The organism is Ochrobactrum sp. SSR (assembly GCF_030067775.1).
GTDB lineage: Bacteria > Pseudomonadota > Alphaproteobacteria > Rhizobiales > Rhizobiaceae > Brucella > Brucella teleogrylli.
Genome location: NZ_CP125971.1, coordinates 921,533 through 945,057 on the forward strand (window position 1 = coordinate 921,533; position 23,525 = coordinate 945,057).

Below are 23,525 nucleotides of genomic sequence, written 5' to 3' on the forward strand. Positions count from 1 at the left end.
CACAGGAAAGGCGGCGATCAGTGTTGTGCAGCGTATACTCGCCGGACGCGATAAGCACGAGGCCGGGTCGTTCGAGAGCATTATTATATTTTAGCGGCTTACCGTTAGCTCTTCGGCCGTCTAACATCGAAACCGTCGCTGCGGACAAGGATCCTTGGACGGAAGTCCCGTAGCCAGTACCTTGCGCGTATTGGATTTCCGGTTTGTCCGGCCGATGAACCCATTAATTTATCATCCGAGTTTTCTTTGTTGAATGGCTGTTGCCGCCAGACATAGCTGGATGAAAAGGATTTGGGCAGCAGCCTGTGCCGTGTTGGTCGTTGAATCATATTGCGGCGCAACCTCAACCACATCCGATCCAATGAAATTCAAGCCGTTGAGACCGCGCAAGATCTGCATTGCCTCACGGGGCTGCAGGCCGCCGACCTCGGGCGTACCGGTGCCCGGAGCAAAGCCGGGATCGAGGCTATCGATATCAAAAGAAAGATAGACTGGACCTTTGCCGACAACCTCGCGCGCAATCTCGATCACCCGGTCAATGCCGAGTGATATGACATCTTCGACATGCAGAACTGTCATGCCGGAATCAATTGAAAATTCCCAAAGATATTCGGCACCGCCCCTGATACCGATCTGAACTGTTCTCTGCGGATCTAGAACACCGTCCAGAACCGCTTGTCGGAAGGGGCCGCCATGATGGAACTTGCAGCCCTCATAAGGCCCGCTCGTGTCGCAATGGGCGTCGATATGGATCATTCCGACAGGCTTTTCACGTCCGAGGGCCCGGAGAATGGAACCGCTGATCGAATGGTCGCCACCGACTGAAAGCGGGTAGATTCCGGCGTCCACGATTGCGGTATAAAACGTCTCGATATCAGCATGTGAGCGCGCCAGGTCGAAACGCGAATTGAGCGGCACGTCGCCGATATCAGCCACTTTGATTTCAGTGGAGGGCGCCATCTGTAAAACATGATCGAACGGTCCGATTCTTTCTATCGAACGAACAGCTTTTGGACCGAAACGGGCGCCCGAACGATTGGTTACGCCAAGGTCCATCGGTACGCCCACAATAGCGGCTTCCAGACCGCAGAAAGACGGATCGGCAATAGCATCGGGCAGATGAGGCAGATCGAGAAATGTCGAGACATTTGCATAGGGAAAGGCACGCTTTCCAGCTTCTGAAAATTGAGCGCTGGCGGCCTTGCGGAAAACCGGATCAAAAATATCCCCACCTTCGGTCCCGGCATATTTTTCGCGGAGCGCCTGAAGCTTCTTCTGGTCCATATCGATCTACCATCCTCTTGTTATAACAGGCCTTCCTTTTGAGACGTGCCCGTCGATTGATCACGTAACGATGGAGTGTTCTTGCAGGCAAGCCTGCAAGAACACTGTGTTTGGTACCATAGGATAGAGACATCCTCCCGATTGGGCGATATCATTGACGGAAACGAAGGTTTCACGAGTATCAAACCACTATGATTCCAATCTATTGCCAATGACCGATCTCGATGTGCGTTTACTGAAAGTTTTCAGAACCATTGTTGCCAATGGAGGGTTGAAAGGTGCTGCCAAGGCGCTGAACGTCGGGTTGCCGACAATCAGCAAGCAGCTCTCCGATCTGGAAATTAGACTCGGTGTTCGCCTGTGCGTTCGCGGTGGCTCGAAATTCGAACTTACTCAGGACGGTAACGAAGTTTATCGGGCAAGCACGGAGCTGTTTTCATCGATCGAGAATTTTCGGAATGATGTTGGTAAAATCAAGAAGAAGAAAGAACTGCTTCGAATTGCGGTTATCGACAACATCATTACTGATGAAAACTCTCCGTTGCCATGGCTCATAAGCTATTTCGATGCCAGAAACTGCCATGTCAGCGTGATTGTAACAAAGCCAGAAGAAATCGAAAAAGGGATTTGCGGAAACATTTTCGATATCGGCATCACACCGATTTATCACCGGAATCCAGACCTGCAATATACGTCCTTGTATAATGAAGTTTCCTATCTTTACTGTGGACACCTACACCCATTTTTTGCGAATCCGGATGAGGAACTGGACTGCAGGACTGTCGATGCCGCACCCTGCGTAGAGCATCTTTATGTTGACAGACGTTTCATTCCGACACTCAAGGATAAAAGCGGCGACGGTCCGTCTGCTCTTCAACTGGAAGCGGTGCTAACGCTTATTCTGTCGGGAAATTATCTGGGTTTCCTGCCCGGACATTTTGCAGCGGCCTTTGAAGACAGGCATCAGATAAGGAAAGTTCATCAGGAACGGTGCCAATATGCCACCGAGATTGGTTTCATCCATCGTCGGGAGGGTGTCTTTAATGCTACCACATTACAGGCGATCGGGTTGTTGGGAAATCGCATTATTTCAGAGGACAAGCCTATTTAACTGCCCCATTTGCAAACTATGCCAGGCAATGGGAAATCCTACGACGATCGCACTATCAGGCTGCTTTCGGTCTTCTCAGCTTCTTGCAGCGCCCAATTGCGGAACACTTCAAGTTGCGGATTGCGGACGCGGTCCGCATGGGTTGTTAGCCAGTAACAATTGCGACTGTCGTAGCGCAAATTCAATGGATTGACGAGCTGACCGCTTTCGAGCTCGTCAAGGATCAGGCTTTGCGGGATAAGCGCCAGACCGTGCCCGCCGATTGCCGCGCGAATGACGAGAGAATAATAGCCAAGTTTCAGAATTCGCTCTGGGCGAAATTCGCTGATGTCGTTCGCGATAGCGAAATCGTTCCAGTAAAGGGGCGTTTTCAAGTGCTCCAACATTGGGAAGCTACCGATATCCATGGGGTCCGATATGCCGCCATGACGCGCGATACAATGCGGAGAACCAACCAGCACGACATCGCGACCGAGAAAATAATCCATATGCCATCCGGGCCATTCACCCTCACCAAAACGGAAGACGACATCAGCCTCGTCTTCCGTATCGCTGGGTGCAAATGAACTGAACTGAACGTCTATGTCGGGATGGGCTTCGGCAAACTGTACGAACCGCTGAATAAACCAACGGTCGCCAAGTATTGGCAATACGTGCAGTCGCAATGTTGGCTTGTTGGAGCGCAGGTGCATGACCCGTGCAGCGGCAGTTTCAAGGGCACCCAGAGCGACACGTGCCTGTTCTATGTAAACCGTTCCGGCTTCGGTTGGCATGAGACCCTGGCTTGTGCGCGAGAAGAGCCCGAGGCCGACCAGATCCTCCACAGATTTGAGCTGCTTGCTCACGGCACTTTGCGTCATGTGGAGAAATTTTGCCGCTTCGGAAATCGTTCCGTGTTGTGCGAGAGCAGCTAATACACGAAGACCCGTCGTTGTTGGCAAATGCTGGCGCATCGTTGAATCAGCTCCCCTATTCCTTTTTGGACTACCATTCCGGAAATCTATTCAATTGTCCAGTCAACGACCGTTTGCAACTATCCGACCGGTCAGGAGGACAATCATGAATGAATCTGTAAGGCTTTGGGGAGCCCGTTTCCGCTCTCCTCCATCTCCCGAACTCGTGCGCCTGTCGCGTTCTCCCCAAAACCATTTCAGGCTCGTTCCGGAAGACTTGCGCTCGTCAATAGCTCACGCCCATGAGCTGGAGCGCGCCGGCATCCTCGATGCAATCGAAACTGAGCAAATCACGACTGCGCTGGAAACTATCGGCAAGGACTGGCAGGCCAACCGCCTGCAACCTTCCGAAGATGACGAAGACGTTCACACCTTTTTGGAACGCGTGCTGACGAGCCGGCTCGGTGCTCTTGGCGGAAAATTGCGCGCCGGGCGTTCGCGCAACGATCAGGCAGCCAACAATCTCAAGCTTCATCTGCGCCAGATCGCTCCCACGCTTGTCACAAACATCGCCTCGCTCCAGGACGCACTTGTTGCACAGGCAAAAGCACACCAGCACACACTGGCAACCGGTTTTACCCATCTTCAACCTGCGCAGCCTGTGACCTTCGGGCATCAGCTTCTGGCCCATGCACAAGGATTTTCGCGCGATATTGGCCGGATTATCGACTGGCACAAGAGAGCAGGGCGCTCGCCGCTGGGAGCTGCCGCCCTTGCAGGGTCGGCGATTGCTTTACATCCGGAGCTGTCGGCGAGCGAGCTCGGCTATGACGCACCGTGTGAAAATTCGATCGATGCCGTGGGCAGCCGCGATCATGTCGCCGAATTTCTGTTTGCGACCGCCATGCTCGGCGTCAATCTTTCCCGCCTGGCAGAAGAGGTCTTTCTGTGGTCGTCCAAGCAGTTTCATTGGATAGAGCTCGATGACAGCTACGCCACCGGCTCGTCCATCATGCCGCAGAAGAAGAATGCCGATATTGCGGAACTGACGCGTGGTCGTTCAGCACGTCTGATCGCGTCGCTGAATGGAATGCTGATTGCCCTCAAGGGACTACCCTTCGCCTATAATCGTGATCTCAGCGAAGACAAATGGTCATGTTTCGAGGCGATCGACACGCTTGAACTCGTGCTGCCGGCAATGGCGGGCATGATCGCGACGATGAAAGTCGATCAAGAGCGGTTGAGAAAGCAGTCGTTCGAGGGCTTCACTCTTGCCACGGAAGTGGCCGACTGGCTGTCCCGACAGGGTATTCCCTTTAGCGAAGCACATGAAATTACCGGTGCACTGGTGCGCTACTGTGAGGAAAAAGCAATCGGCCTGGAAGATCTGTCGTCTGATGATCTGTCTGCCGTCGATACGCGCCTGAAGGCCGATGTCCTCAAGCATCTTTCCCCGGAAGCGGCTGTTGCAGCCCGCAAGGGATATGGCGGCACCGCGCCCGAACGGGTGGGAGAGCAGATTGATCGGCTGCAGCAGCTCCTCCAGTTGCAACGCCAATGGGCGGAAAAGAACTGAACGCATTCGGGAAAAACAAGAAGGCGTGACGGACCATCGGTCACGCGTCAATCAATACCGGTGAAACACACCGGAAGCATCAGACCAAAATGGGAGAACTATCATGGGGATTACGCATATCTTGAAAGCACTCGGCTGCGGTATCGCAATTGCATGTGTTGCCGGTGCCAGCGCCGCTTCGGCTGCCGGGGGCGATCTGCCCGACCGCGTCAAAAGCTCGGGTAAAATCATCGTCGGGATAGAGACCACCTATCCGCCGATGGGCTACAAGAACCCGGCTACCAATGAACGTGTCGGTTTTAACGTCGATCTCGTCAATAGCCTTGCCAAGGAGATGAAGCTCGAAGTCGAATGGCAGGAAATGAGCTTCGAACAGCTCATGACGTCGCTGACCAGCAAGCGCATCGACATGATCGGCACAGCTATCAGTGATTACCCATCGCGTCGCGACAAGCTCACCTTCGTCGATTATCTGCGCACCGGCGCCCAACCATTCACACTCGCTGCCAAGAGCGGCGACATCAAGAGCGAGAACGATCTGTGCGGGAAGAAGGTCGGGGCACCGCGCACGACAAGCTTTTTTCCTGAGACGCAGAAATGGAGCGAGGCCAACTGTGTGGGAACTGGCAAACCGGCGATTACAGTCAATGGTACTGCTGGTGCGACCGCAACACGTCTTGATCTGAAACAGGGTCGCCTCGATGCGGCGGTGCTTGGGCCTGAATATGTGGCATATCTGATGCAGGATGAGCCAGGCGTCTATGCACTGGCAGGCAATCCCTTGATGGAAAGCCTGTTTGGGCTCGCCTTTGACAAGAACGAAACCGGCCTTCGCGATGGCGTGGCCGAAGCGGTTCAGGGTCTCATAAAGGATGGAACATACGAGCAGATTCTAAAAAAAATATGGACTTGAGCGCCAGGGCGTCACCGAAGTGGCGATCGACGCAGGAAAATGAGCATGTCAGTGGCGCAAACTCTTCCAGTCGATACCATGCGTGCCGTTGAACTCGTCCGCACCGGGGGCCCGGATGTCCTGAATCTCGGTCAGGTGGCCGCGCCCAGGCTCTCACCCGGAAGCGTCATGATCGAGGTGCATGCCACCGCGCTCAATCATGCCGATCTGTTGCAGCGTCGGGGAACTTATGGTGGGGGCATTTCGCTCCCGACCATTCTCGGCATTGAATGCTCTGGTATCATCGTGGACATGGCATCCGACGTCAAAGGGTGGAATATCGGCGATAGAGTTTGCGCTCTGATCAACGGCGGAGGTTATGCGGATCTGGTCTGCGTGCCCGCAAGCCTTGTGCTTCCGGTTCCTGCGAATATCGACCTGATCACGGCGGCGGCCTTGCCGGAAGCGGCTTGCACGGTCTGGTCCAACATTATCGATATCGCCCGGTTCGCGCCGGGAGATACGCTTCTTGTGCATGGAGGGGCGGGAGGTATCGGTAGTTTTGCCATTCAGGCCGGGCGAGCGCGCGGCGCGCGCATCTTTGCGACAGCGGGCGGTCACGAAAAAATGGAATATTGTCGGAGTATTGGTGCCAACCGTCCCATCGATTACAGGAACGAAGACTTCGTTTCGGTTATCATGGACGAAACCGGCGGTCGTGGCGCGGATATTATTCTCGACAATATGGGCGGCCTCTATCTCGAGCGGAACATCGACGCGATGGCTCATGACGGGCGTATCGTCATGATCGGCCTTCAGGGAGGCCGTGAAGCCAACATTCATCTGGGCAAAATGATGGGCAAGCGCGGTTCGCTCTTCACCACATCATTGCGAGACCGTCCTGTCGAGGATAAGGCGCGTATCGTGTCAGGCGTCCTCAAGGATTTCTGGCCCGATGTCGAAACCGGGCGTATCCGCCCCCTGATCGATCGGGAGTTTCCTCTTTCGGATGCAGCAGGTGCGCACAGCTACATGGAAAGCGGCCAGCATGTCGGGAAGATCGTTCTCAGGGTCAGAGGTGACGCCGACCGGAATGCGAAAGGTTAAACAACAATGACTGATAACGTTTATCAAATCAGCCATCTGGTACATGTACCGCGACGCCATTATGGCCGTCTTGTCGCGGCTGCGGTCGTGGTTCTCGCGCTTGCCGCAATCATCCATGCATTTGCCGTCGGACAGATTGAATGGAACTATGTGGGAGAATTCCTCACCGTACCGGCCATCATGACCGGGCTGTTGAACACCATCATCATGTCGGTTCTGGCCATGGCGCTGGGCATAGCACTCGGGATCGTGTTTGCCGTGATGCGCCTGTCGGACAATCCGCTACTTTCCTATGTCTCCATCGGCTATGTCTGGTTCTTCCGGGCGGTTCCAGCACTTCTGCAACTGCTGTTGTGGTTCAATCTGGCACTGGTTTTTCCCACTATGGGCATACCGGGCGTCTTTTCGGTCTCGACCGTTGAAATCATGACGCCTTTTGTGGCCACGCTCCTCGGTCTTGGCATCCAGCAAGGCGCATTTACCGCCGAAGTCGTCCGTGCCGGGCTGCTCTCCGTGGACAAGGGACAGTATGAAGCCGCCCAGACCATCGGCATGACACGCCTGAAATTGCTGCGCCGGATCATCATGCCACAAGCCATGCGTGTCATCGTGCCGCCGGTCGGCAATGAATTCATCGGCATGGTGAAACTCACCTCGCTCGCAAGTGTGATCCAGTATGCGGAAATCCTGCACAGCGCCCAGAACATCTACTACGCAAATTCCCGAGTCGTAGAACTCCTGATCGTTGCTGCGTTCTGGTACCTGATCGTCGTGACCATACTCAGTCTCATCCAGGGGCGTATCGAAAAATACTTCTCAAAGGGCGTCATGTCGCCGGGTGAATCGAAGTGACGGAGGTAATGGACATGGCAAATACTGTTTCAACTGACGTCGCAAAGCAAAATCTCTCGTCTCAGGGGCCACTGGTCGTGGCCGCAGATGTGCGCAAGAAATTCGGGACGCTCGAAGTTCTGAAAGGCGTTAGCCTCCAGATCGCCAAGGGCGAAGTTCTCTGCATCATTGGCCCTTCGGGGTCCGGCAAGAGCACGTTCCTGCGCTGCATAAATCAGCTCGAACACATGAATGGCGGCGCGATCTGGGTCGGCGGCGAGTTGATCGGCTATCGTCGCGAAGGCAATCACCTGCATGAACTGAGCGATGCGGAGGTTGCCCGCCAACGGCGCTCGATAGGCATGGTGTTTCAGCGCTTCAACCTTTTCCCGCATTTGACGGTGACCGAGAACATAGTCGAGGGTCCGATACAGGTGCTGCGGGAGAAACCTGACGTTGCCAGAAAACGCGCTCATGCACTTCTTGAACGGGTTGGGCTTTACGACAAGCGTGACGCTTATCCGGCCCAGTTATCGGGTGGACAGCAACAGCGTGTCGCCATCGCCCGCTCGCTTGCCATGCAACCGACGCTGCTGCTGTTCGACGAGCCGACTTCGGCACTCGATCCGGAGCTGGTCGGGGAAGTTCTGCGTGTTATGAGCGATCTGGCACAAAGCGGGATGACGATGATCGTCGTGACCCACGAGCTTGGCTTTGCCCGTGAAGTTGCTGACCGTGTCGCCTTCATGGATCAGGGCGAAATCATCGAAATCGGTTCGCCTGAACAGGTTCTTACAAATCCGCAGCAGACGCGAACGCAAAACTTCATCAAAGCCGTACACAAGAAGTAACATCGGACTTACACAACAGGGGATAAGGACATGATCAAGAGCAAGCTTGCACTTTCCGTTCTCGCCTTGATGGCAGCAAGCCACGCCGCGACGGGACAGGATCTGCCGGAGCGAATTGCGGCAAAGAAAGAAATCGTTATCGCCAATGTCCCGAACTATCCGCCACTCGAATTCAAGGATCCGAAAACGGGTACCCTGACGGGTCTTGATATCGATCTGGGCAACGCCATCGGTGCAAAACTTGGCGTCGCCGTCAAATGGGAAGAGATCAGCTTCGAGCAGTTGGTCAGCGCGCTCAATACCGGACGCGCCGACATGATCATCTCCGGCATGACAGATATGCCGGGACGCCGGGAAACACTGGATTTCGTTGATTACCTCGCTTCGGGTGCCCAGTTCTACACCACGGCCGACCGGGCAGAACAATACAAAACACCGGCAGATTTCTGCGGCAAGACAGTTGGAGCCAGCCGACGCACTTCATTCCCGAAGGAAATGGAAGCCTGGAGCAAGGAAACTTGTGAAAAGAACGGCAAGCGAGCTCTGAAGATCGTTGGCACGGAAGGGTCGGCCGATGCCCGTACCCAGCTACGCCAGAAACGTCTCGACGCAGCCGTGCAGGGAAGCGAAACGCTCCCATATCTTCTGAATCTGGAGCCGGACACTTACACCATCGTCGGCGAGCCATTCACGACCGTGCATCAGGGGATTGCCATCAGCAAGAAGGACGAGCAACTGCGCGATCTCATTGCCAAGGCGCTCAAGGACATGATTGCCGATGGTTCCTACGACGCTGTTCTCAAGAAATGGGAACTGCAGTCTGCCGGTGTCAAGACGGTCAAGATCAATGAAGAGCCGGTGAAATAGCAGTCGGGATTGCAACCGGCCTGCACAATATCAGCAGTAATAAAATGACAGGTCGGTTCCGCTTCAACGCGGCACCGACCCGGTGAAAACTTGCTAAAATGGTGGAGGTGAAGGTGGAAGTTTTAGGTGTTAGGGGACGTTGTCCCGGTTCGCCGAAGTGGCCGACCGGCAAGCGTTCGGCGGTGGCACTTGCCTTCGATCTGGATGGTCCGACCGGTGGCGCTATGCTCGATGGCAGCCTGCTCGACAATCTGCGCTATTTTACCGAAGGCTCTTACGGGCCGTGGCGTGCGTTGCCGCGCCTGCTGGATCTGTTGGCCGAATATGATCTGGTTGCTACTTTCTTCACTCCCACATGGGTAGTGGAACAGTGGCCCGAGCGCTGCGAGGCTATCCTGAAAGCCGGTCACGAGATGGCTTATCATGGCCATTACCATGAAGTGTTTATCGACCGGACGCCTGCGGAACAGCTCGCTATCATGCAGCGTTCCGCTCAGGTTTTTGAAAGCCGTCTCGGCATCAAGCCGGTTGGATTTCGCACGCCCTCCGGCGATTGGAGCCCGCATACCGCAACGATCCTCAAGGAATTCGGCGTACTTTATTCCAGCTCGATGCGAGGCGACGATCGGCCTTATTTCCATCCTGGTCCCGACGGAGAACCGGGATTGGTGGAGATTCCGGGTCGCTGGGATATCGACGATTACACAGCGCTTGCCTATTTCGAAGAGCCTGATTTTCCAACCGGTCACGACCGCATAGCGGATTTCCGCACTGTGGAAGCTAACTGGCGTGCCGAGTTCGAGGGCTTTCACCGTGATGGCCTGTGCTGGACGACAATCCTGCATCCAAAAGTCTCGGCAAAACTGGGCAGGCTCAGCATTCTGAAGGGGCTGTTCGAGGCAATTCGCGCTCACGACGATGTCTGGGTCGCGCGTGGCCGAGAGATCGCTCAATGGTGGAAAGACCAGAATGCGCCATGCGGTGAAGGAGAAACACGATGATCCCGACCTTCCCGTGGCCGCATGGCAAGCGTTGTGCCGTAGCGGTTACCGTACTGTTCGATGACGGGCTTGATGCCATTGCCCGCGCGCCGGATCTGGCAGAACGGGCCAAGAGTTTTTCTGTCTGGGAATATGGCGCGGCGCGCGGTGTTGACCGCCTGTGCGTGCTTTTCGACAATCTCGGTGTGAAGACCACATGGTTTGTTCCGGGAGAGGTTGCGATGAAGCATCGCGACGCCGTAGCGACTGTGGCCGGAGCCGGTCATGAAATTGCAGCGCGCGGTGTGGCATTCGAGGATTTTTCGACGCTCGGGTATGAGGCGCGAGAGAATGTTCTTTTGCGTTCTGCTGACACGCTCGCTGAGGTGACAGGACGGCGTCCGAACGGCTTCCGCCTGCCGCGAGGTTTGTGGCCGCGCCATTTCGACCAGGTGCTGAAAGAGGCAGGTTTCGACTGGTCAGCTTCGCTCAACGGTGACGACGCGCCTTATGTCCATCCTTCGTCTCTGGTTGAAATTCCGGTTCATGTTGAACTTGAGGATCGGCCTTATTTCCAGTTCAATTTCGCCCCCGCTTTTCCCAAAGGGCTGGGTCGCATCGGCTCCTATGAGGGCGTGCTGCACAACTGGAAGGCGGAATTCGACGCTTACCGCCAATATGGACGCTGTTATGTGCTGCAAGTACGGCCCGAAATGATCGGAACACCGGGACGTATTTTCATCCTCGAACAGCTTCTGCAACACATACTTCAACATGACGATGTATGGCTCGCCACCGGCGGCGAGATTGCCGCCTGGACAGCAGAGCAGGCAGGACCGCTCGAAACCCAGCATCCTCTAAACATCTTCGAACATTATCGTAAGGAACAGGGCCGTGACTGACCATCCGTCCATGACGCTGGCGCGGAATGTCGCGGCTATGCGCTTTGCCGACTTTCCGGCAGCGACGATTCATAAGACAAAAATCCATATCCTCGATACGCTTGGGGCGGCGATCGCAGGCATTACCTCTCTTGAGGCCCAGACGGTGCTGCAAGCCTTTGGTCCCGTTCATGGCGGTGGAACCGGTCCAGCGCCGGTCTGGGGCACGACGACGATGCTCGACAGCCGCACCGCGAGCTTCGTCAACGGTGTCTCGGCACACGCGTTTGAACTCGATGACAGCGGTGGTTGCGACCATTCGGGCGCTGTCGTGGTGCCTACGGTAATCGCAGCATTGGGCGAGGTTCGCGGTACAGTCACAGGGCAGGATTTTCTGACCGCAGTTCTCGCCGGATACGAAGTCGGGCGGCGAATGTTGGAAGCCAGCGGCGGCTACGAAACCCATAACGAGCTGGGCTGGCACTCCACCGGCACTTGCGGGGCGTTCGCTGCAGCGGCTGCCGCGAGTACACTTTTCGGCCTGGATGCCGACCGGCACGCCTCGGCGCTGGGCATCGCCAGTTCATATGCGGGTGGTACGTGGGCGTTCATCCACGATGGTAGCCAGACCAAGAAACTACATGCTGGTCGTGCCGCTGAAGGCGGCTTCGTCGCCGCAAAGCTAGCAGCCTCCGGGTTCGATGGTCCGCTTTCGGTACTGGATGCCACAGGTTGGGGTAATTTCTTTACGACCTTTTGTCGTGGCGAAACCAGGCCGGATCTGCTCAATGCGGAGTTTGGACAGTTCTGGCGTGTTAACCGTTGCTCCATAAAGCCCTATGCAACATGCCGTGGCACCCATTCGGCTATCGACGCTATCGATAAGATTTTGACCGAACGCGGTCTTGCACCGCAGGATATCGCTCGTATTGATGTGGCGATGAGCGAGTTTCAGGCAGGCATGTGCGGCGGCAAGATCATCGCCAGCCGCGCTGACGCGCAAATGAGCCTGGCTTATGCCGTTGCGGCGCGGCTCCAATATGGCAAGGTCGGGCTTGACGAGCTCGAACGGGAGGCATGGTCTGCTCCAGAGATAGAGCAGTGGCTTGCACTCACCAATGTCGGAATTAATACCGCAATCGCTGCCAATGCGGAACCCGCAATCGCGGCGACGCTGCACGATGGTCGCATGTTCAGCGAAACGGTCGAGTTTCCACTGGGAGGTATGGCCAATCCGATGAGCGAGGCTGCGGTCATAGCCAAGTTCGAGGGGCTTGCCGGGCGTGTTTTGCCAGGGGAACGTTGCCGCGCGCTTTGTGATTTCGTCATGAACCTCGACATGGCTCCCGATGCTCGACACCTGCCGGTTCTTCTCGCCTTGCCAGCGGGATCCTGACCCCGTCTGCGCCTTTCTCCAGACCAGAGACAAGCCAAATGAATATTCAGTATGCATCCCGTATGGACTTCATCAAGCCGTCGGCTATCCGCAGCTTGAATACAAATCCCGAGATGATTTTCTTCGGTGGGGGATATCCCGATGGGGACGTTTTTCCGTTCGACGCGATCAAGACCGCCTTCGACGCGGCGATAGTAAATTCTGGCCGTGAGGCGCTGCAATACTCTTTTTCTGTCGGTTTGCCCAAGCTGCGCCAGCAGATCGCGGACCGCATGAAACAGGAACACATCCATTGCACAATGGACAACGTCCTTATCCTGCAGGGCGCACAGCAGGGGCTTGACCTTGTGGCACGTCTGCTGATCGACAAGGGCGATGTCATCATTACTGAAGCCCCGACATTTCTTGGCGCGCTTGGTGCGTTCGCGGCCTGCGAACCGCAATACGAAACCGTTCCGGTGGATGATGACGGCCTCGACACGGACGCTTTGGAAGCCCATTTGATGCGCCAGCCTCGTGCAAAGCTGCTTTATACAATCCCGGATTATCACAACCCGACGGGCGTCACCACGAGCCTGGAACGGCGAAAGGCCCTGATCCGGCTCGCGAACAAATACGGACTGATCATTCTGGAAGATACCCCTTATCGCGAGGTGCATTTCGATGCGCCACCGCCGGTCCCGTTGAAAAGTCTGGATGAGGAGGGGCGCGTCATTTATCTGGGCAGCTTCTCGAAGATATTGTCCCCTGGACTGCGGCTCGGCTGGACTGTCGCTTCCGAAGAGATCATTCATAAACTCACGCTGCTCAAGCTTGGCGCCGATACCCAGTGCAGCACCTTGAATATGACCGCGATTTCCAATCTCCTGGAAACCTATGATCTGGAGAAGCACATCGGAACCATCCGGAAACACTATAGGCACAAAAAGGATGTCATGCTTGATGCACTGCGTAACGAACTGCCTCAGGGCATTCGTTTCACCGATCCTGCCGGTGGTCTGTTCACCTGGCTGACGTTCGCTGACGGTTTTGATGCACGAAAATTTCTGATCGACTGCGCAATCCCGAAATTCGAGGTTGGCTATGTTCCGGGCGACCCGTTTTATGCAAAGGATCCCGAGATCAATCATGCACGGGTCAGCTTTTCCTCGGTGCCGCTGGGGAACATCGAACCGGGTATCGCACGTCTGGGGGAAGCACTGCGGAATTATGCCGCCGGATAGCATAGCATTGCCAGTATATTGAAGGTCAGATGGGAGAAACGGCGAGTTGGGAGAAGGGTTTTTGTTTCGCGATTCTAAGAGCCAGTTCCAAAAGTCGCCCTGTGTGGCTACAAATGGCGATTTTTGATTCAGGCTCTAAGTCGTAATCCACGGATTTGCTGAGGGGCTTCATGCCTATTTATGAGCTGGCGGCACTGGGGACTGCTATCTGCTGGGCGCTCACGGGCCTCATCTCGGCTGGACCTGCTGGCCATTTGGGCGCACTGACCTTCAATCAAGTGCGCCAGATCTTCGTAAGCTGCCTGCTTATTATCTATGTGATCGCAACCGGAACGTGGCAACAGATCCATTCCGGCAATGCTTTTCCGCTCATCCTGTCTGGCTTTATCGGCATCTTCCTAGGGGACACGATCCTCTTCGTGACCTTGAACCGGCTAGGGCCACGCCGATCCGGAATTCTTTTTGCAATGAATGCTCCCATTGCTGCGGTTCTGGGGTGGGTCGTGCTCGGTGAAAAACTTACGACTTCGGTTGTAGCCGGCATTACCCTCACCATTCTGGGTGTTTGCCTGGCGATATTCTTCAATAACCGTCGAACCCAGCTTCATCCCTGGGAGACGGTAAAAGGCTCTCTGATTGTCGGCTTATTGTTCGGTTTGCTTGCCGCACTTGGGCAAGCAGTCGGATCAATCATCGTACGGCCGGTAATGGCAACCGGTATCGATCCGTTTCTGGCCTCGCTGCTGCGTGTCGGAACGGCGGCCTGCTGCCTCAGCTTCGTCTCGATGTTTCCCGTCACAGCCTTTCGTCCACGCAACCCGCTGACGTGGCGGGTGACCTATCTGACAGTGCTCTCAGGCTTTCTGTCGCTTGCCATGGGAATGACGCTGCTGCTCTTTGCCTTGTCAGGTGGGGAGACAGGCGTGGTCTCAACGATTTCCGCGACAACGCCAGTCATCATCCTTCCGCTATTGTGGTTGCGAACCGGGCAACGTCCTGCAGCCGGAGCATGGTTAGGGGCATTGTTCGTGGTCGCTGGCCTGGCGTTCATCATGTATTGATAGTTCAGTCAGAAACCGCAAGGTTCCGTCATTTTGACTGGCAATCAGAGCGCTTAGGAAGTGAGCTACTGTTTGGTGTCACTCATGTTTGTTTCTGTGCAAACCGCTAGTCCTTCACTTGATATCCGAGGCGCTCCGAGATTTTGCGAGCCGCCTCAACAGTTCTCATTATTTGCTCTTCCGTTGGCGCTGCGCCGATTGACTGCACCATGTCAACAATGCCGGTTGCCCCACACACTATGCCCGATGCGTCGAACACGGGGCTTGCAAGCGTGTTCAATCCGAGAGCAGTTTCATGAGGTGCAACTGCCCAACCCTGACGCCTGATTTCGACGAATTCCTTTTCTAAAATGGTGGGTTCTATGATCGTTGAGGGCGTGCAGGCCTGGAGCTGCCCCGCGAGTACGCGGGATTGAAAGGCCTCGGACGAAAATGCTGCGGCGACCTTACCTTGCGCAGAGCTATGAAACGACAACAGCGATCCAACGCGCACGCCAATTTCTATCGGTGAGCGACCGGGAACCGTCGCGATGACCAGCATGCCGTCGGGGGTGAGCTGAGAAGCGACGGCGGAATGACCAAGCGTATCACGCAGTTCGAGAAGTGGGTCGTAGGCGGCGTGCACCATCCCTGCGTTATCAGACACGGATTGCACCAATGAAACCAGTCTGTGACCGACTTCATATCGCTCCGAATCCTCATGCTGAAACACATATCCCTGACGCACGAGTGTTTGCAAATGCCGATGAATGCGGCTTTTGCTGGTGTCTAAGGCTTTTGCAAGGCTGGTGACACCGACGCCTTTAGGTGTGCGGACGACCTGCTCCAATACCTGCATTGTTAGAACTACGGATTGAAGGTTACCGCCGTCTTTTTCTTCGTCATCAACCATACCAGATCCTCAATCGATGTTCCTTGCGCGTTTATACAGAGCGATTCTCATCGTGAAAACAACTGTGACAGGGAATGTTGGTGGCTCCGCCGCGTTCCTGTCTTCCATGCGTTTCCCGTTCCTCCCGCCTCAAGCGAGCGCCTCGTCCAATCATATCGCTTGACACTGATAAACGATTGGGTGATAAAAATCAGAACAAAGTTCCGCTGAACGGAACAGAATGATTGAGGAGGATGGAATGACGACCGCTGACACAACTTCTGCCGATGAGCTTCATCATCAGATCAATGATATTCTGCGCGGCGGCGTTGATCCGCATGTCCATAGCGGTCCGTCAATTGCCCCAAGAGCTCTGGATCACCTCGAACTTGCGCGCCAGTTGTCAGAGGCTGGTTTCATTGCAGCTGTCACCAAGGATCACGATTATTCCGGCGTCGTAGCGGCACAGCTGATCCGAAAGCACCACCCGGAACTCACAACGAAGATTTATTCGAGCATTGTGCTCAACAATGTCGTTGGCGGGCTTAACCCCTATGCGGTCGAGCATACCGCAGCGCTAGGCGGGAAAATCGTGTGGCTTCCCACGCTGGCCGCTGAAAATCATCTCCGCTGGGAAAAGACATCCGGCTGGGCGCACCCTGCCTCCACCCAGAAAATGCGTCCGGCAACGGCCGTTCCACTTTTCGATGCCGACGGTAGAATGCTTCCCGAACTTCTCGATGTCCTTGATGTTATTGCGGCCAACGACATGGTGCTTGCAAGCGGCCATATCCATGTTTCGGAAACCAGAACCGTTTTCGCAGAAGCGTTGAAGCGTGGCGTCAAACGCCTGGTCTTTACCCATCCTGAAGACATCGTTGGCGCCACACCGGAGGATGCCCGCGAGATTGCCGACATGGGTGCGTATGTTGAACATTCGCTGGCCTTCTTCCTCGACGGTTCGAAATTCCAGACCCGCGACAGGCAGGATTTCCGGGCGCATATCGATGTCGTCGGTACGTCTCGCACCATTCTTTGCTCGGACCTTGGACAAGTTGGAACATATAGCCCCCTGGAAGGCTTCCGTCGCGGCGTCGCGACCTGCCTTGAGCTTGGCTACCGCGATGGAGACATTCACGACATGGTGGCGCAAAACGCCTCCGATGTTCTCGGACTGAACGGCTGAGCAATCGATTGCTCCGGCCTACCCTGACAAAGAGGATTAGGGACAATAATCGCCTATGGGAACAGCCGGGTGCAATGAGACCCGACTTTGGGAGGACAACATGTTTCAATGGTATCGCGAGCTCAATGCTCCCGAACGAAAGACCTTTCACGCTTGCTATGTCGGCTGGGCAACGGATGCTCTCGACACACAGCTCTTCAGCTTTTTGATCCCGACACTGGTAGCCTTATGGGCAATTACCAACAGTGAAGCCGGCTGGCTTGGAACATCGGCTCTGATTTCCTCGTCAATCGGTGGATGGATCGCCGGTATCATGTGCGACCGTATCGGCCGCGTCACCGTCATGAAGATCGCTATTGCCTGGTTCACTGTCTTTACGATTGCCAGTGGCTTCGCCAATTCCTACGAACAATTGCTTGTCGCCCGCATTCTGTCAGGCATTGGCTTCGGCGGTGAGTGGGCAGCTGGCGCGGTGCTAATGGGCGAAGTGATCCGACCTGCCTATCGCGGCAAAGCGGTTGGCAATGTGCAAAGCGCCTACGCTGTCGGCTATGGCTTTGCCGCATTGTTGTCGTCAGTCCTGTTTGCTACCATGCCAGCTGAAAATGCCTGGCGTTGGATGTTCTGGATCGGCGCGCTCCCGGCGTTCTGGGTGTTCTGGGGATTGCGTGGCGTCGAGGAACCCGAAGTCTTTCTCAAGACCCGCAAGGCGCTTGCCGACCGTGGAGAGAAAATCAGTCCTTTTGTGATTTTCCACCCCCGCTATCTGAAGACAACGATCCTGTGTTCATTGCTGGCGCTCGGCATTCAGGGTGGAGGGTTTTCAATCCTCATCTGGCTACCAACTTTCCTCAAGTCGCATTACCAGATTTCATCGGTCACTGTTGGTTACTACGTCTTTGTCATGACCTTCGGTTCGTTCGTCGGCTATATCGTGGCCGCCTATCTTTGCGATCTGATCGGACGACGTCGCAATTTCTTCCTGTTCACAGTGCTGAACTGGATTATCATTCCGATCTTTCTTTATACTCCGCCGATGGGAGCACTCTCCCTCGTCATTAATTTCATGCTTGGCTTCTCACTGCTCGGAATCTATGCCGCTCTTGGACCCTACTTCACGGAGCTCTTCCCCAACACGATCCGCGGTAACGGTCAGGCATTTTGCTATAATTTTGGCCGCGCTGCAGGTGCTTTCGGCCCCGCAATTGTCGGCATGATGGCGACCGGCGGTTTCCTGCCGCTGCGCGACGCAATGGCTCTGTGCGCCATGCTGGCCTACATCTTCGTCCTTGTGGCCGTCGCACTTCTTCCTGAAACCAATGGTCGCGATCTCAGCTTCGAGGATGACCAGCCAATTGCCGGAAAAGAAGACAGCATTGTCGGCGACGCCGCCGGAACACAAACAATTTGAGGATGTGTCAGGTGAAACAGCCTTCAGATAAAACACAACCGAGCTTACGGTTTCGTATCCGGAACGGTGAACTGCTGATCGGCAGTTTCATCAAGACGCCCGCACCGCATATCGTTGAGATTCTCGGCTTTGCGGGCCTCGATTTTGCAGTCGTCGATCAGGAACATGCCCCGATCAGCATTGCGCAGATGGATATTCTGGCGTTAGCCGGACGTGCAGCAGGTCTACCGCTTCTCTCTCGTCGGTGGGGTAACTCCCCCGACTGGATTGCGCCGCTATTGGATCTCGGCCTTGAAGGCGTCATGGTTCCTCATGTCATGGATGCGGCGCAGGCCGCCGCTGTCTGTGATGCTGTCCGCTTTTCCCGGGGCAAACGGGGCCTTTCTCCTTCGCCGCGCGCAGGCAACTACGGCAGCTATGGCATTGCCGAATATCGAACCCATTGTGATGCGCACAACGTGGTGATGGTGCAAATCGAAGATCAAGCAGCACTCGATCGACTGGACGAAATCGCACAAGAACCGGATGTCGACGTGCTCTTCGTCGGCCCAGCCGATCTCTCTCAATCCATGGGGGTGGGTTTTCCGTCGACGGAACTTGATACAGCCATCGAACAGGTTATCGACGCTGGCAAGAAAGCCGGCGTTGCTGTCGGACTATTTGTCGGTAATGCCGCTGATGTTCCGCGCTGGCACAAGCTTGGCGTCACCGTCTTCGTGTGCGGATCAGATCAGGCGCTGTTGCGCAAATCAGCAGCGCAAATGCTGGCAACAGCCAGGGAATGAAAGGAAATCCAATGTTTAAGGACAAGGATCCGCGCGCAGACCTCTTTGCTGCCGCATCCAAGCCGAACCCCACTGGCCTTATTGCCGAAGAGCAACTGGCAGAATTTTATGCCTCTGCTCCTGATCACACGGCTCCCGGCGAGCGCACTTGGTTCTTGCGTGGATGCAATTTCGTGCTCGCCTATTCCGAGCTTGAACGGGGAACGGTAGTCGCACGCGAAGCTCAAGCCGACGAGTATGTCCTTTATCTCGCAGACCATAACCACATCGCCACGGTTGAGTGGAATGGGGTGACAACGGAGGTAGCAGGCAGCTCTATCGCATTTATTCCACCGGGCGACAGTCGCATCACCTTTCCAACAGGCGGAAACGTAGTCCGGCTCTTCACAGTCGCATCCAAAGACCTCGTAGCGATGGCGCCAAATACGCACGCCTACGACACGCCCCGGGACCATATTCCGCCCTTCCAGTCCTGGCCCGAGCCTGCTGGCGGTTGGAAAGTGCGCTCCTATTCATTGGACGTTTCCGATGAGCCGGGCCGCTTTGGTCGAATTTTTCGCTGCACGACATTCATGGTCAATGCTCTTCCAGCTCAGATTGGCCCACGCGATCCTGCAAAGATGTCACCGCATCATCACGATGATTTCGAACAATGTTCTCTTGCAATGGCTGGGCGCTTCATCCACCATTTGCGCTGGCCTTGGACTACGGACATGAACGATTGGCGACGGGACAAGGCAATCGAGGTCGGTTCGCCTTCGGCGCTCGTCATTCCGCCTCCGGTCATTCACACGACCAGAGCAACGAGCGAAAACCAGAACGACCTGGTGGATATTTTTTGCCCGCCTCGGATGGATTTTTCGCTCAAAGCCGATTGGGTCCTCAATGCGGACGACTATCCGCTACCGCACAATGAGAGCTGAGGAACGTATTCCCGGTATGTTTACCTTTCATCCTCGAAAGGGTGGAGGGCGGCAAAAAGAAATGGAAAGTCATGGCAAACGCGCGACTGGAAACGCGGATAGGTTCAGTTCTGTTGAAGAACCCGGTCATCGCAGGATCGGCTGAACACCTGATTGACGCTGATGGCGTTCGACGCGCAATCAAGGCGGGAGCGAGCGCGGTTGTCGTCAAATCCACCAATGAATCTCATGCCGCTCGCTTGCAGTTACAACAGGCCGAATATGCGGTCCTTGATGAAAACTGGGAGCGTATCGCCTGGAACGCAGCAGCTCCGCGTAATGCGTTTATCGCCTGTCGTTCCGGTCTCACACCCCAACCCTTCCACGCTTGGCTTGAACAAACTGCCCGGCTTGATCATGAAGCTAGCAAGGATGACGCTGTCGTTGTCGCGAGCATAATTCTCGCCGATCTAGAACACTCCGTCACCATGGCAAAGCAGATAGAAGCCGCAGGCGTGCGCGTGCTGGAACTCAACATAGGCACACCTTACGCCAGTCAGGCGGCGAAAGGCGCGGTATCTACCGAACTCGATCCGGCGCGCATTAGACACATCGTCGATACTGTGCGTTCGGCCATATCCATTCCGCTCTGGATAAAAATCACCGGACAAAGTGAGCGTGTGCCAGATCTTGCCGAGGCAGCCTTTGACGCGGGCGGTGATGCTGTGGTGATGGCGGGACGACTTCTTGGACTTATCCCCGACCTCGAAACACACAAACCTGTCCTCGACACAACACTTGGGGTTGGAGGAACCTGGCATTTGCCGATGACCTGTCATTGGCTCGCTCTCACCCGTCAAAAGCTTGGCGACGATAAGCCTTTGATTGGCACAAATGGCGCTCAGTCCGGCCTCGATATAGCGCGGATGATGTTAGCGGGCGCCTCCGCCATCGAAATGTCGTCGCAGGTCATGCTCCGCGGATTCGGTGTGTTAACGAACGCAGTGGTGGAGCTTGAGGATTATCTGAAGCGAAAGGGATTAACCGCGCAAGAACTCATCGGCAAAGCCGCCGACAACCGCAAGACTTTCGCACAGATGCAGGAACGTCGAGACAACTGGCGCAATCATATCCCACTGTGATCCGCCCGCACATTGACGCAAACGGAAAGGGGGGAGTAAGCGTGAAACAAGCGATATACACTGCCGACGAAAAGAAGCTTTTTCAGCGAATTACCTGGCGGATCGTGCCGCTCGTCGTCTTTATTTATCTAATCGCGATTATTGACCGCGCCAATGTGGGCTTCGCAAAACTGCAGATGGTGTCCGCACTGGACATGACAGAACAACTCTATGGACTTGCTTCGTCTTTGTTCTTCATAGGCTATCTGGCGCTTGAAATTCCAAGTGCTTATGCGGTCAACCGTTTTGGCGCACGGCTGTGGCTGGCGCGAATTCTTTTGACCTGGGGACTTTTGACGATTGCGACGGCTTGGGTGACGTCGGGTAGCCTTTTTGCCGCCTTCCGTTTTCTGATTGGCTGTGCAGAGGCGGGAGCCTATCCCGGGATAATCTATTACTTCACATTATGGTTTCCCAAAGAATACCGGGCTCGCGTTCTCGGCTTTTTGACCTTGGGTAGCGCTTTTGGCAACCTGTTCGGTTCACTGGTCAGTGGGTTCTTGCTCGATCTCGATGGCTTTCTTGGCTTCGCCGGATGGCAATGGGTCTTTCTGGCCACAGGGCTTCCGGCGGTGCTGTTGACCCCTCTCGTGCTTGTCTTTCTGCCAAACGGACCCGACGATGCAAAATTCATTTCCACTTTGGAGCGAAAGTGGCTGCGGGAGCGGCTCGGGCAGGAAACGCCAGATGGACAACACGGCAACCCGCTTGCGGTCATTTGGGACCGGCGGGTGCTTCTGCTCGCCATCATCTACATGCTCATCCTGGCGTCCCTCTATGGCGTAATATACTGGCTACCAACCGTAGTGCGTGGTTTTGGCGTATCAGGAACGGAAAATGGTCTTCTTAGCGCAATACCATGGGTTATCGGAGCTTGTGCTCTGGTTGTGGTGCCGCGTCATTTGCGTAAAGAAAAGACAGTACTCACTGCAATGATCGCAATTTCGTGTCTTGGACTTGTCTGCTTTTATCTCAGCACGGCGCTGCCTGAGAACTGGATGCGTATGGTTGCAATGTCTATCGGCACACCCTGTATATCATTGCTCTTTCCTTGCCTTTGGTTTCTGCCCTCATTGTTCTTCTCCGGACAGCGGGTAGCCATGGCGATCGCGGCAATCAGTACTATTGGTAATCTGGGCGGGTTCATAGCCCAAAATCTCATGCCATGGGTGGCCAATGCGGCCGGGACGCCTGTCGCGGCTATGCTGGTGCCGGCGAGTGCTCTGGCTCTGGTCGGATTATTGGCGTCACTCATCAAGATCGCAGGATTTACAAACAGGCAGCCGGTTTTGGCGAAGGAGCGGCGAGCCGCAACTAACGAATGGTAAGCGCTGTCCTGACCCCACCTTCCGGATCATCGCTTGATCATTGATGTTCAACCTCGAAAGAGGGCTAGGACATATGTCGATTTCAGAACTTACGCTTAAATCCAAGGATGAGCCGATACGCCGGTTTGAGGTGTTCACAGGCAATGGCCGTCGTCGCGAATGGAGCGACGATCAGAAGGCGCAGATCATTGCGGAGAGTTGCGAGCCCGGCGTCACGGTGTGCTCTGTGGCGCGGCGGCATGGATTGACGCCGCAGCAGTTGTTCACATGGCGACGGCTCGCCCGAAAGCCGCTTGATGTGTTGTCGGTGCCGGAGCAAGCACCAATGTTTGCACCAGCAGTCGTCGTGTCGCCCGAGAATTCGGAACCGAAGAGGGCGCGGCAAGCACGTTTGCCAAGAAGAACTTCTCCGGAGGCGGCCATTGAATTGCGGATTGATGGAGCTTGGCTGCGTATTGCCTCTGGCACCGATGCTGCAACCATTGCCGCCGTCATCCAGGCGTTGAAGGCTCAGTCGTGATTGGCCCGTCCGGTGCGGTAAAAGTGATGATCGCCACCAAGCCTGTCGACTTCCGCAAAGGTGCTGAAGGATTGGCGGCATTGGTAAAGGCCCAGATGGGTGCCGACCCGTTCTCGGGCACGATCTACGTATTCCGGGCCAAACGAACGGACCGGATCAAGCTGATCTTCTGGGACGGCAGCGGCGTGTGCCTGGTCGCCAAACGGATCGAGGATGGCGAGTTCCATTGGCCTCGAATGCAAGACGGTGTGATGCATCTGACGGCCGCCCAGTTCTCGGCTCTGTTCGAAGGATTGGACTGGAAACGCGTGCATGCGCCGAGCGAAACGCGCACGCCGATAAAGGCCGGATAACGGGCGCGACCAATTGAATCAGAGCCATTCAGCGT

At 55.4% G+C, this 23,525-nt stretch carries 23 protein-coding genes; 20 read left to right on the plus strand and 3 right to left on the minus strand.

The features are described from left to right. Positions 1–231 precede the first annotated feature (231 nt). A complete protein-coding gene (gene speB, locus QLQ11_RS21765; protein WP_121539322.1) occupies positions 232–1,284 on the minus strand; it encodes an agmatinase in 1,053 nt (350 codons plus the stop codon). 154 nt (positions 1,285–1,438) lie between these two features. Here speB and QLQ11_RS21770 point away from each other — a divergent pair, with 154 nt between their 5' ends. Further along, entirely contained in the window at positions 1,439–2,395 is a 957-nt protein-coding gene (locus QLQ11_RS21770) for a LysR family transcriptional regulator (RefSeq protein WP_147438023.1), read from the plus strand. A 38-nt stretch (positions 2,396–2,433) separates the two neighbouring features. On the opposite strand, the gene QLQ11_RS21775 is transcribed toward QLQ11_RS21770, so the two are convergent. Then, complete coding sequence (locus tag QLQ11_RS21775) at positions 2,434–3,348, minus strand: LysR substrate-binding domain-containing protein (protein ID WP_121539320.1); 915 nt, start codon at positions 3,346–3,348, stop codon at positions 2,434–2,436. A 106-nt stretch (positions 3,349–3,454) separates the two neighbouring features. Between QLQ11_RS21775 and argH the strand changes: the two genes are divergently transcribed. From argH to QLQ11_RS21830, 11 genes are all read left to right on the plus strand, one after another. Next, positions 3,455–4,864 carry an argininosuccinate lyase gene (gene argH, locus QLQ11_RS21780; RefSeq protein WP_283735411.1) on the plus strand — a complete coding sequence of 470 codons (1,410 nt, stop codon included), beginning with the start codon at positions 3,455–3,457 and terminating at the stop codon, positions 4,862–4,864. A gap of 103 nt (positions 4,865–4,967) precedes the next feature. Next, positions 4,968–5,777 (plus strand): ABC transporter substrate-binding protein, encoded by an 810-nt coding sequence (locus QLQ11_RS21785; RefSeq protein ID WP_371836023.1) that lies wholly within the window; start codon positions 4,968–4,970, stop codon positions 5,775–5,777. Positions 5,778–5,822: 45 nt separating this feature from the next. Then, on the plus strand, positions 5,823–6,863 hold the full coding sequence (locus tag QLQ11_RS21790) for an NAD(P)H-quinone oxidoreductase (protein WP_235859038.1): 1,041 nt from the start codon (positions 5,823–5,825) through the stop codon (positions 6,861–6,863). 6 nt (positions 6,864–6,869) lie between these two features. Continuing rightward, on the plus strand, positions 6,870–7,715 hold the full coding sequence (locus QLQ11_RS21795; RefSeq protein ID WP_283735410.1) for an amino acid ABC transporter permease: 846 nt from the start codon (positions 6,870–6,872) through the stop codon (positions 7,713–7,715). A gap of 14 nt (positions 7,716–7,729) precedes the next feature. Beyond that, positions 7,730–8,545 (plus strand): amino acid ABC transporter ATP-binding protein, encoded by an 816-nt coding sequence (locus tag QLQ11_RS21800; protein ID WP_235859037.1) that lies wholly within the window; start codon positions 7,730–7,732, stop codon positions 8,543–8,545. Between the two features lie 30 nt (positions 8,546–8,575). Continuing rightward, a complete protein-coding gene (locus QLQ11_RS21805; protein ID WP_283735409.1) occupies positions 8,576–9,412 on the plus strand; it encodes an ABC transporter substrate-binding protein in 837 nt (278 codons plus the stop codon). 113 nt (positions 9,413–9,525) lie between these two features. Then, a complete protein-coding gene (locus QLQ11_RS21810) occupies positions 9,526–10,413 on the plus strand; it encodes a polysaccharide deacetylase (RefSeq protein ID WP_235859036.1) in 888 nt (295 codons plus the stop codon). Beyond that, on the plus strand, positions 10,410–11,294 hold the full coding sequence (locus QLQ11_RS21815) for a polysaccharide deacetylase (protein ID WP_121539313.1): 885 nt from the start codon (positions 10,410–10,412) through the stop codon (positions 11,292–11,294). The genes QLQ11_RS21810 and QLQ11_RS21815 overlap by 4 nt, the downstream gene beginning before the upstream one ends. Beyond that, positions 11,287–12,669 (plus strand): MmgE/PrpD family protein, encoded by a 1,383-nt coding sequence (locus QLQ11_RS21820; protein WP_235859035.1) that lies wholly within the window; start codon positions 11,287–11,289, stop codon positions 12,667–12,669. Before QLQ11_RS21815 ends, QLQ11_RS21820 begins: the two co-directional genes overlap by 8 nt. A gap of 62 nt (positions 12,670–12,731) precedes the next feature. After that, positions 12,732–13,892 (plus strand): PLP-dependent aminotransferase family protein, encoded by a 1,161-nt coding sequence (locus QLQ11_RS21825; protein WP_209446009.1) that lies wholly within the window; start codon positions 12,732–12,734, stop codon positions 13,890–13,892. Between the two features lie 170 nt (positions 13,893–14,062). Beyond that, positions 14,063–14,953 carry a DMT family transporter gene (locus tag QLQ11_RS21830; RefSeq protein WP_283735408.1) on the plus strand — a complete coding sequence of 297 codons (891 nt, stop codon included), beginning with the start codon at positions 14,063–14,065 and terminating at the stop codon, positions 14,951–14,953. 106 nt (positions 14,954–15,059) lie between these two features. Here QLQ11_RS21830 and QLQ11_RS21835 read toward each other — a convergent pair whose 3' ends face one another. Next, positions 15,060–15,845, minus strand: a complete 786-nt coding sequence (locus QLQ11_RS21835) for an IclR family transcriptional regulator (RefSeq protein WP_121539309.1) — start codon at positions 15,843–15,845, stop codon at positions 15,060–15,062. A gap of 238 nt (positions 15,846–16,083) precedes the next feature. On the opposite strand from QLQ11_RS21835, the gene QLQ11_RS21840 reads away from it, so the two are divergent. The 8 genes from QLQ11_RS21840 (at position 16,084) to tnpB (ending at position 23,490) form a co-directional block, all read left to right on the plus strand. Then, positions 16,084–17,010: a DUF6282 family protein gene (locus QLQ11_RS21840; protein ID WP_121539308.1), complete on the plus strand. Its 927-nt coding sequence runs from the start codon at positions 16,084–16,086 to the stop codon at positions 17,008–17,010. Positions 17,011–17,110: 100 nt separating this feature from the next. Continuing rightward, positions 17,111–18,421 (plus strand): MFS transporter, encoded by a 1,311-nt coding sequence (locus QLQ11_RS21845; protein WP_283735407.1) that lies wholly within the window; start codon positions 17,111–17,113, stop codon positions 18,419–18,421. An 11-nt stretch (positions 18,422–18,432) separates the two neighbouring features. Next, positions 18,433–19,206 (plus strand): HpcH/HpaI aldolase/citrate lyase family protein, encoded by a 774-nt coding sequence (locus QLQ11_RS21850; RefSeq protein ID WP_209446008.1) that lies wholly within the window; start codon positions 18,433–18,435, stop codon positions 19,204–19,206. A gap of 11 nt (positions 19,207–19,217) precedes the next feature. After that, positions 19,218–20,129, plus strand: a complete 912-nt coding sequence (locus QLQ11_RS21855; protein ID WP_121539305.1) for a hypothetical protein — start codon at positions 19,218–19,220, stop codon at positions 20,127–20,129. Positions 20,130–20,242: 113 nt separating this feature from the next. Further along, positions 20,243–21,250, plus strand: a complete 1,008-nt coding sequence (locus tag QLQ11_RS21860; RefSeq protein ID WP_209446007.1) for a tRNA-dihydrouridine synthase — start codon at positions 20,243–20,245, stop codon at positions 21,248–21,250. Positions 21,251–21,291: 41 nt separating this feature from the next. Next, positions 21,292–22,617: an MFS transporter gene (locus tag QLQ11_RS21865; RefSeq protein WP_121539343.1), complete on the plus strand. Its 1,326-nt coding sequence runs from the start codon at positions 21,292–21,294 to the stop codon at positions 22,615–22,617. Positions 22,618–22,660: 43 nt separating this feature from the next. Beyond that, positions 22,661–23,137, plus strand: coding sequence for a transposase (locus tag QLQ11_RS21870; RefSeq protein WP_109366348.1), 477 nt, complete (start codon positions 22,661–22,663; stop codon positions 23,135–23,137). Further along, positions 23,134–23,490, plus strand: coding sequence for an IS66 family insertion sequence element accessory protein TnpB (gene tnpB / locus QLQ11_RS21875; RefSeq protein ID WP_109366349.1), 357 nt, complete (start codon positions 23,134–23,136; stop codon positions 23,488–23,490). The genes QLQ11_RS21870 and tnpB overlap by 4 nt, the downstream gene beginning before the upstream one ends. Positions 23,491–23,525 lie beyond the last annotated feature (35 nt).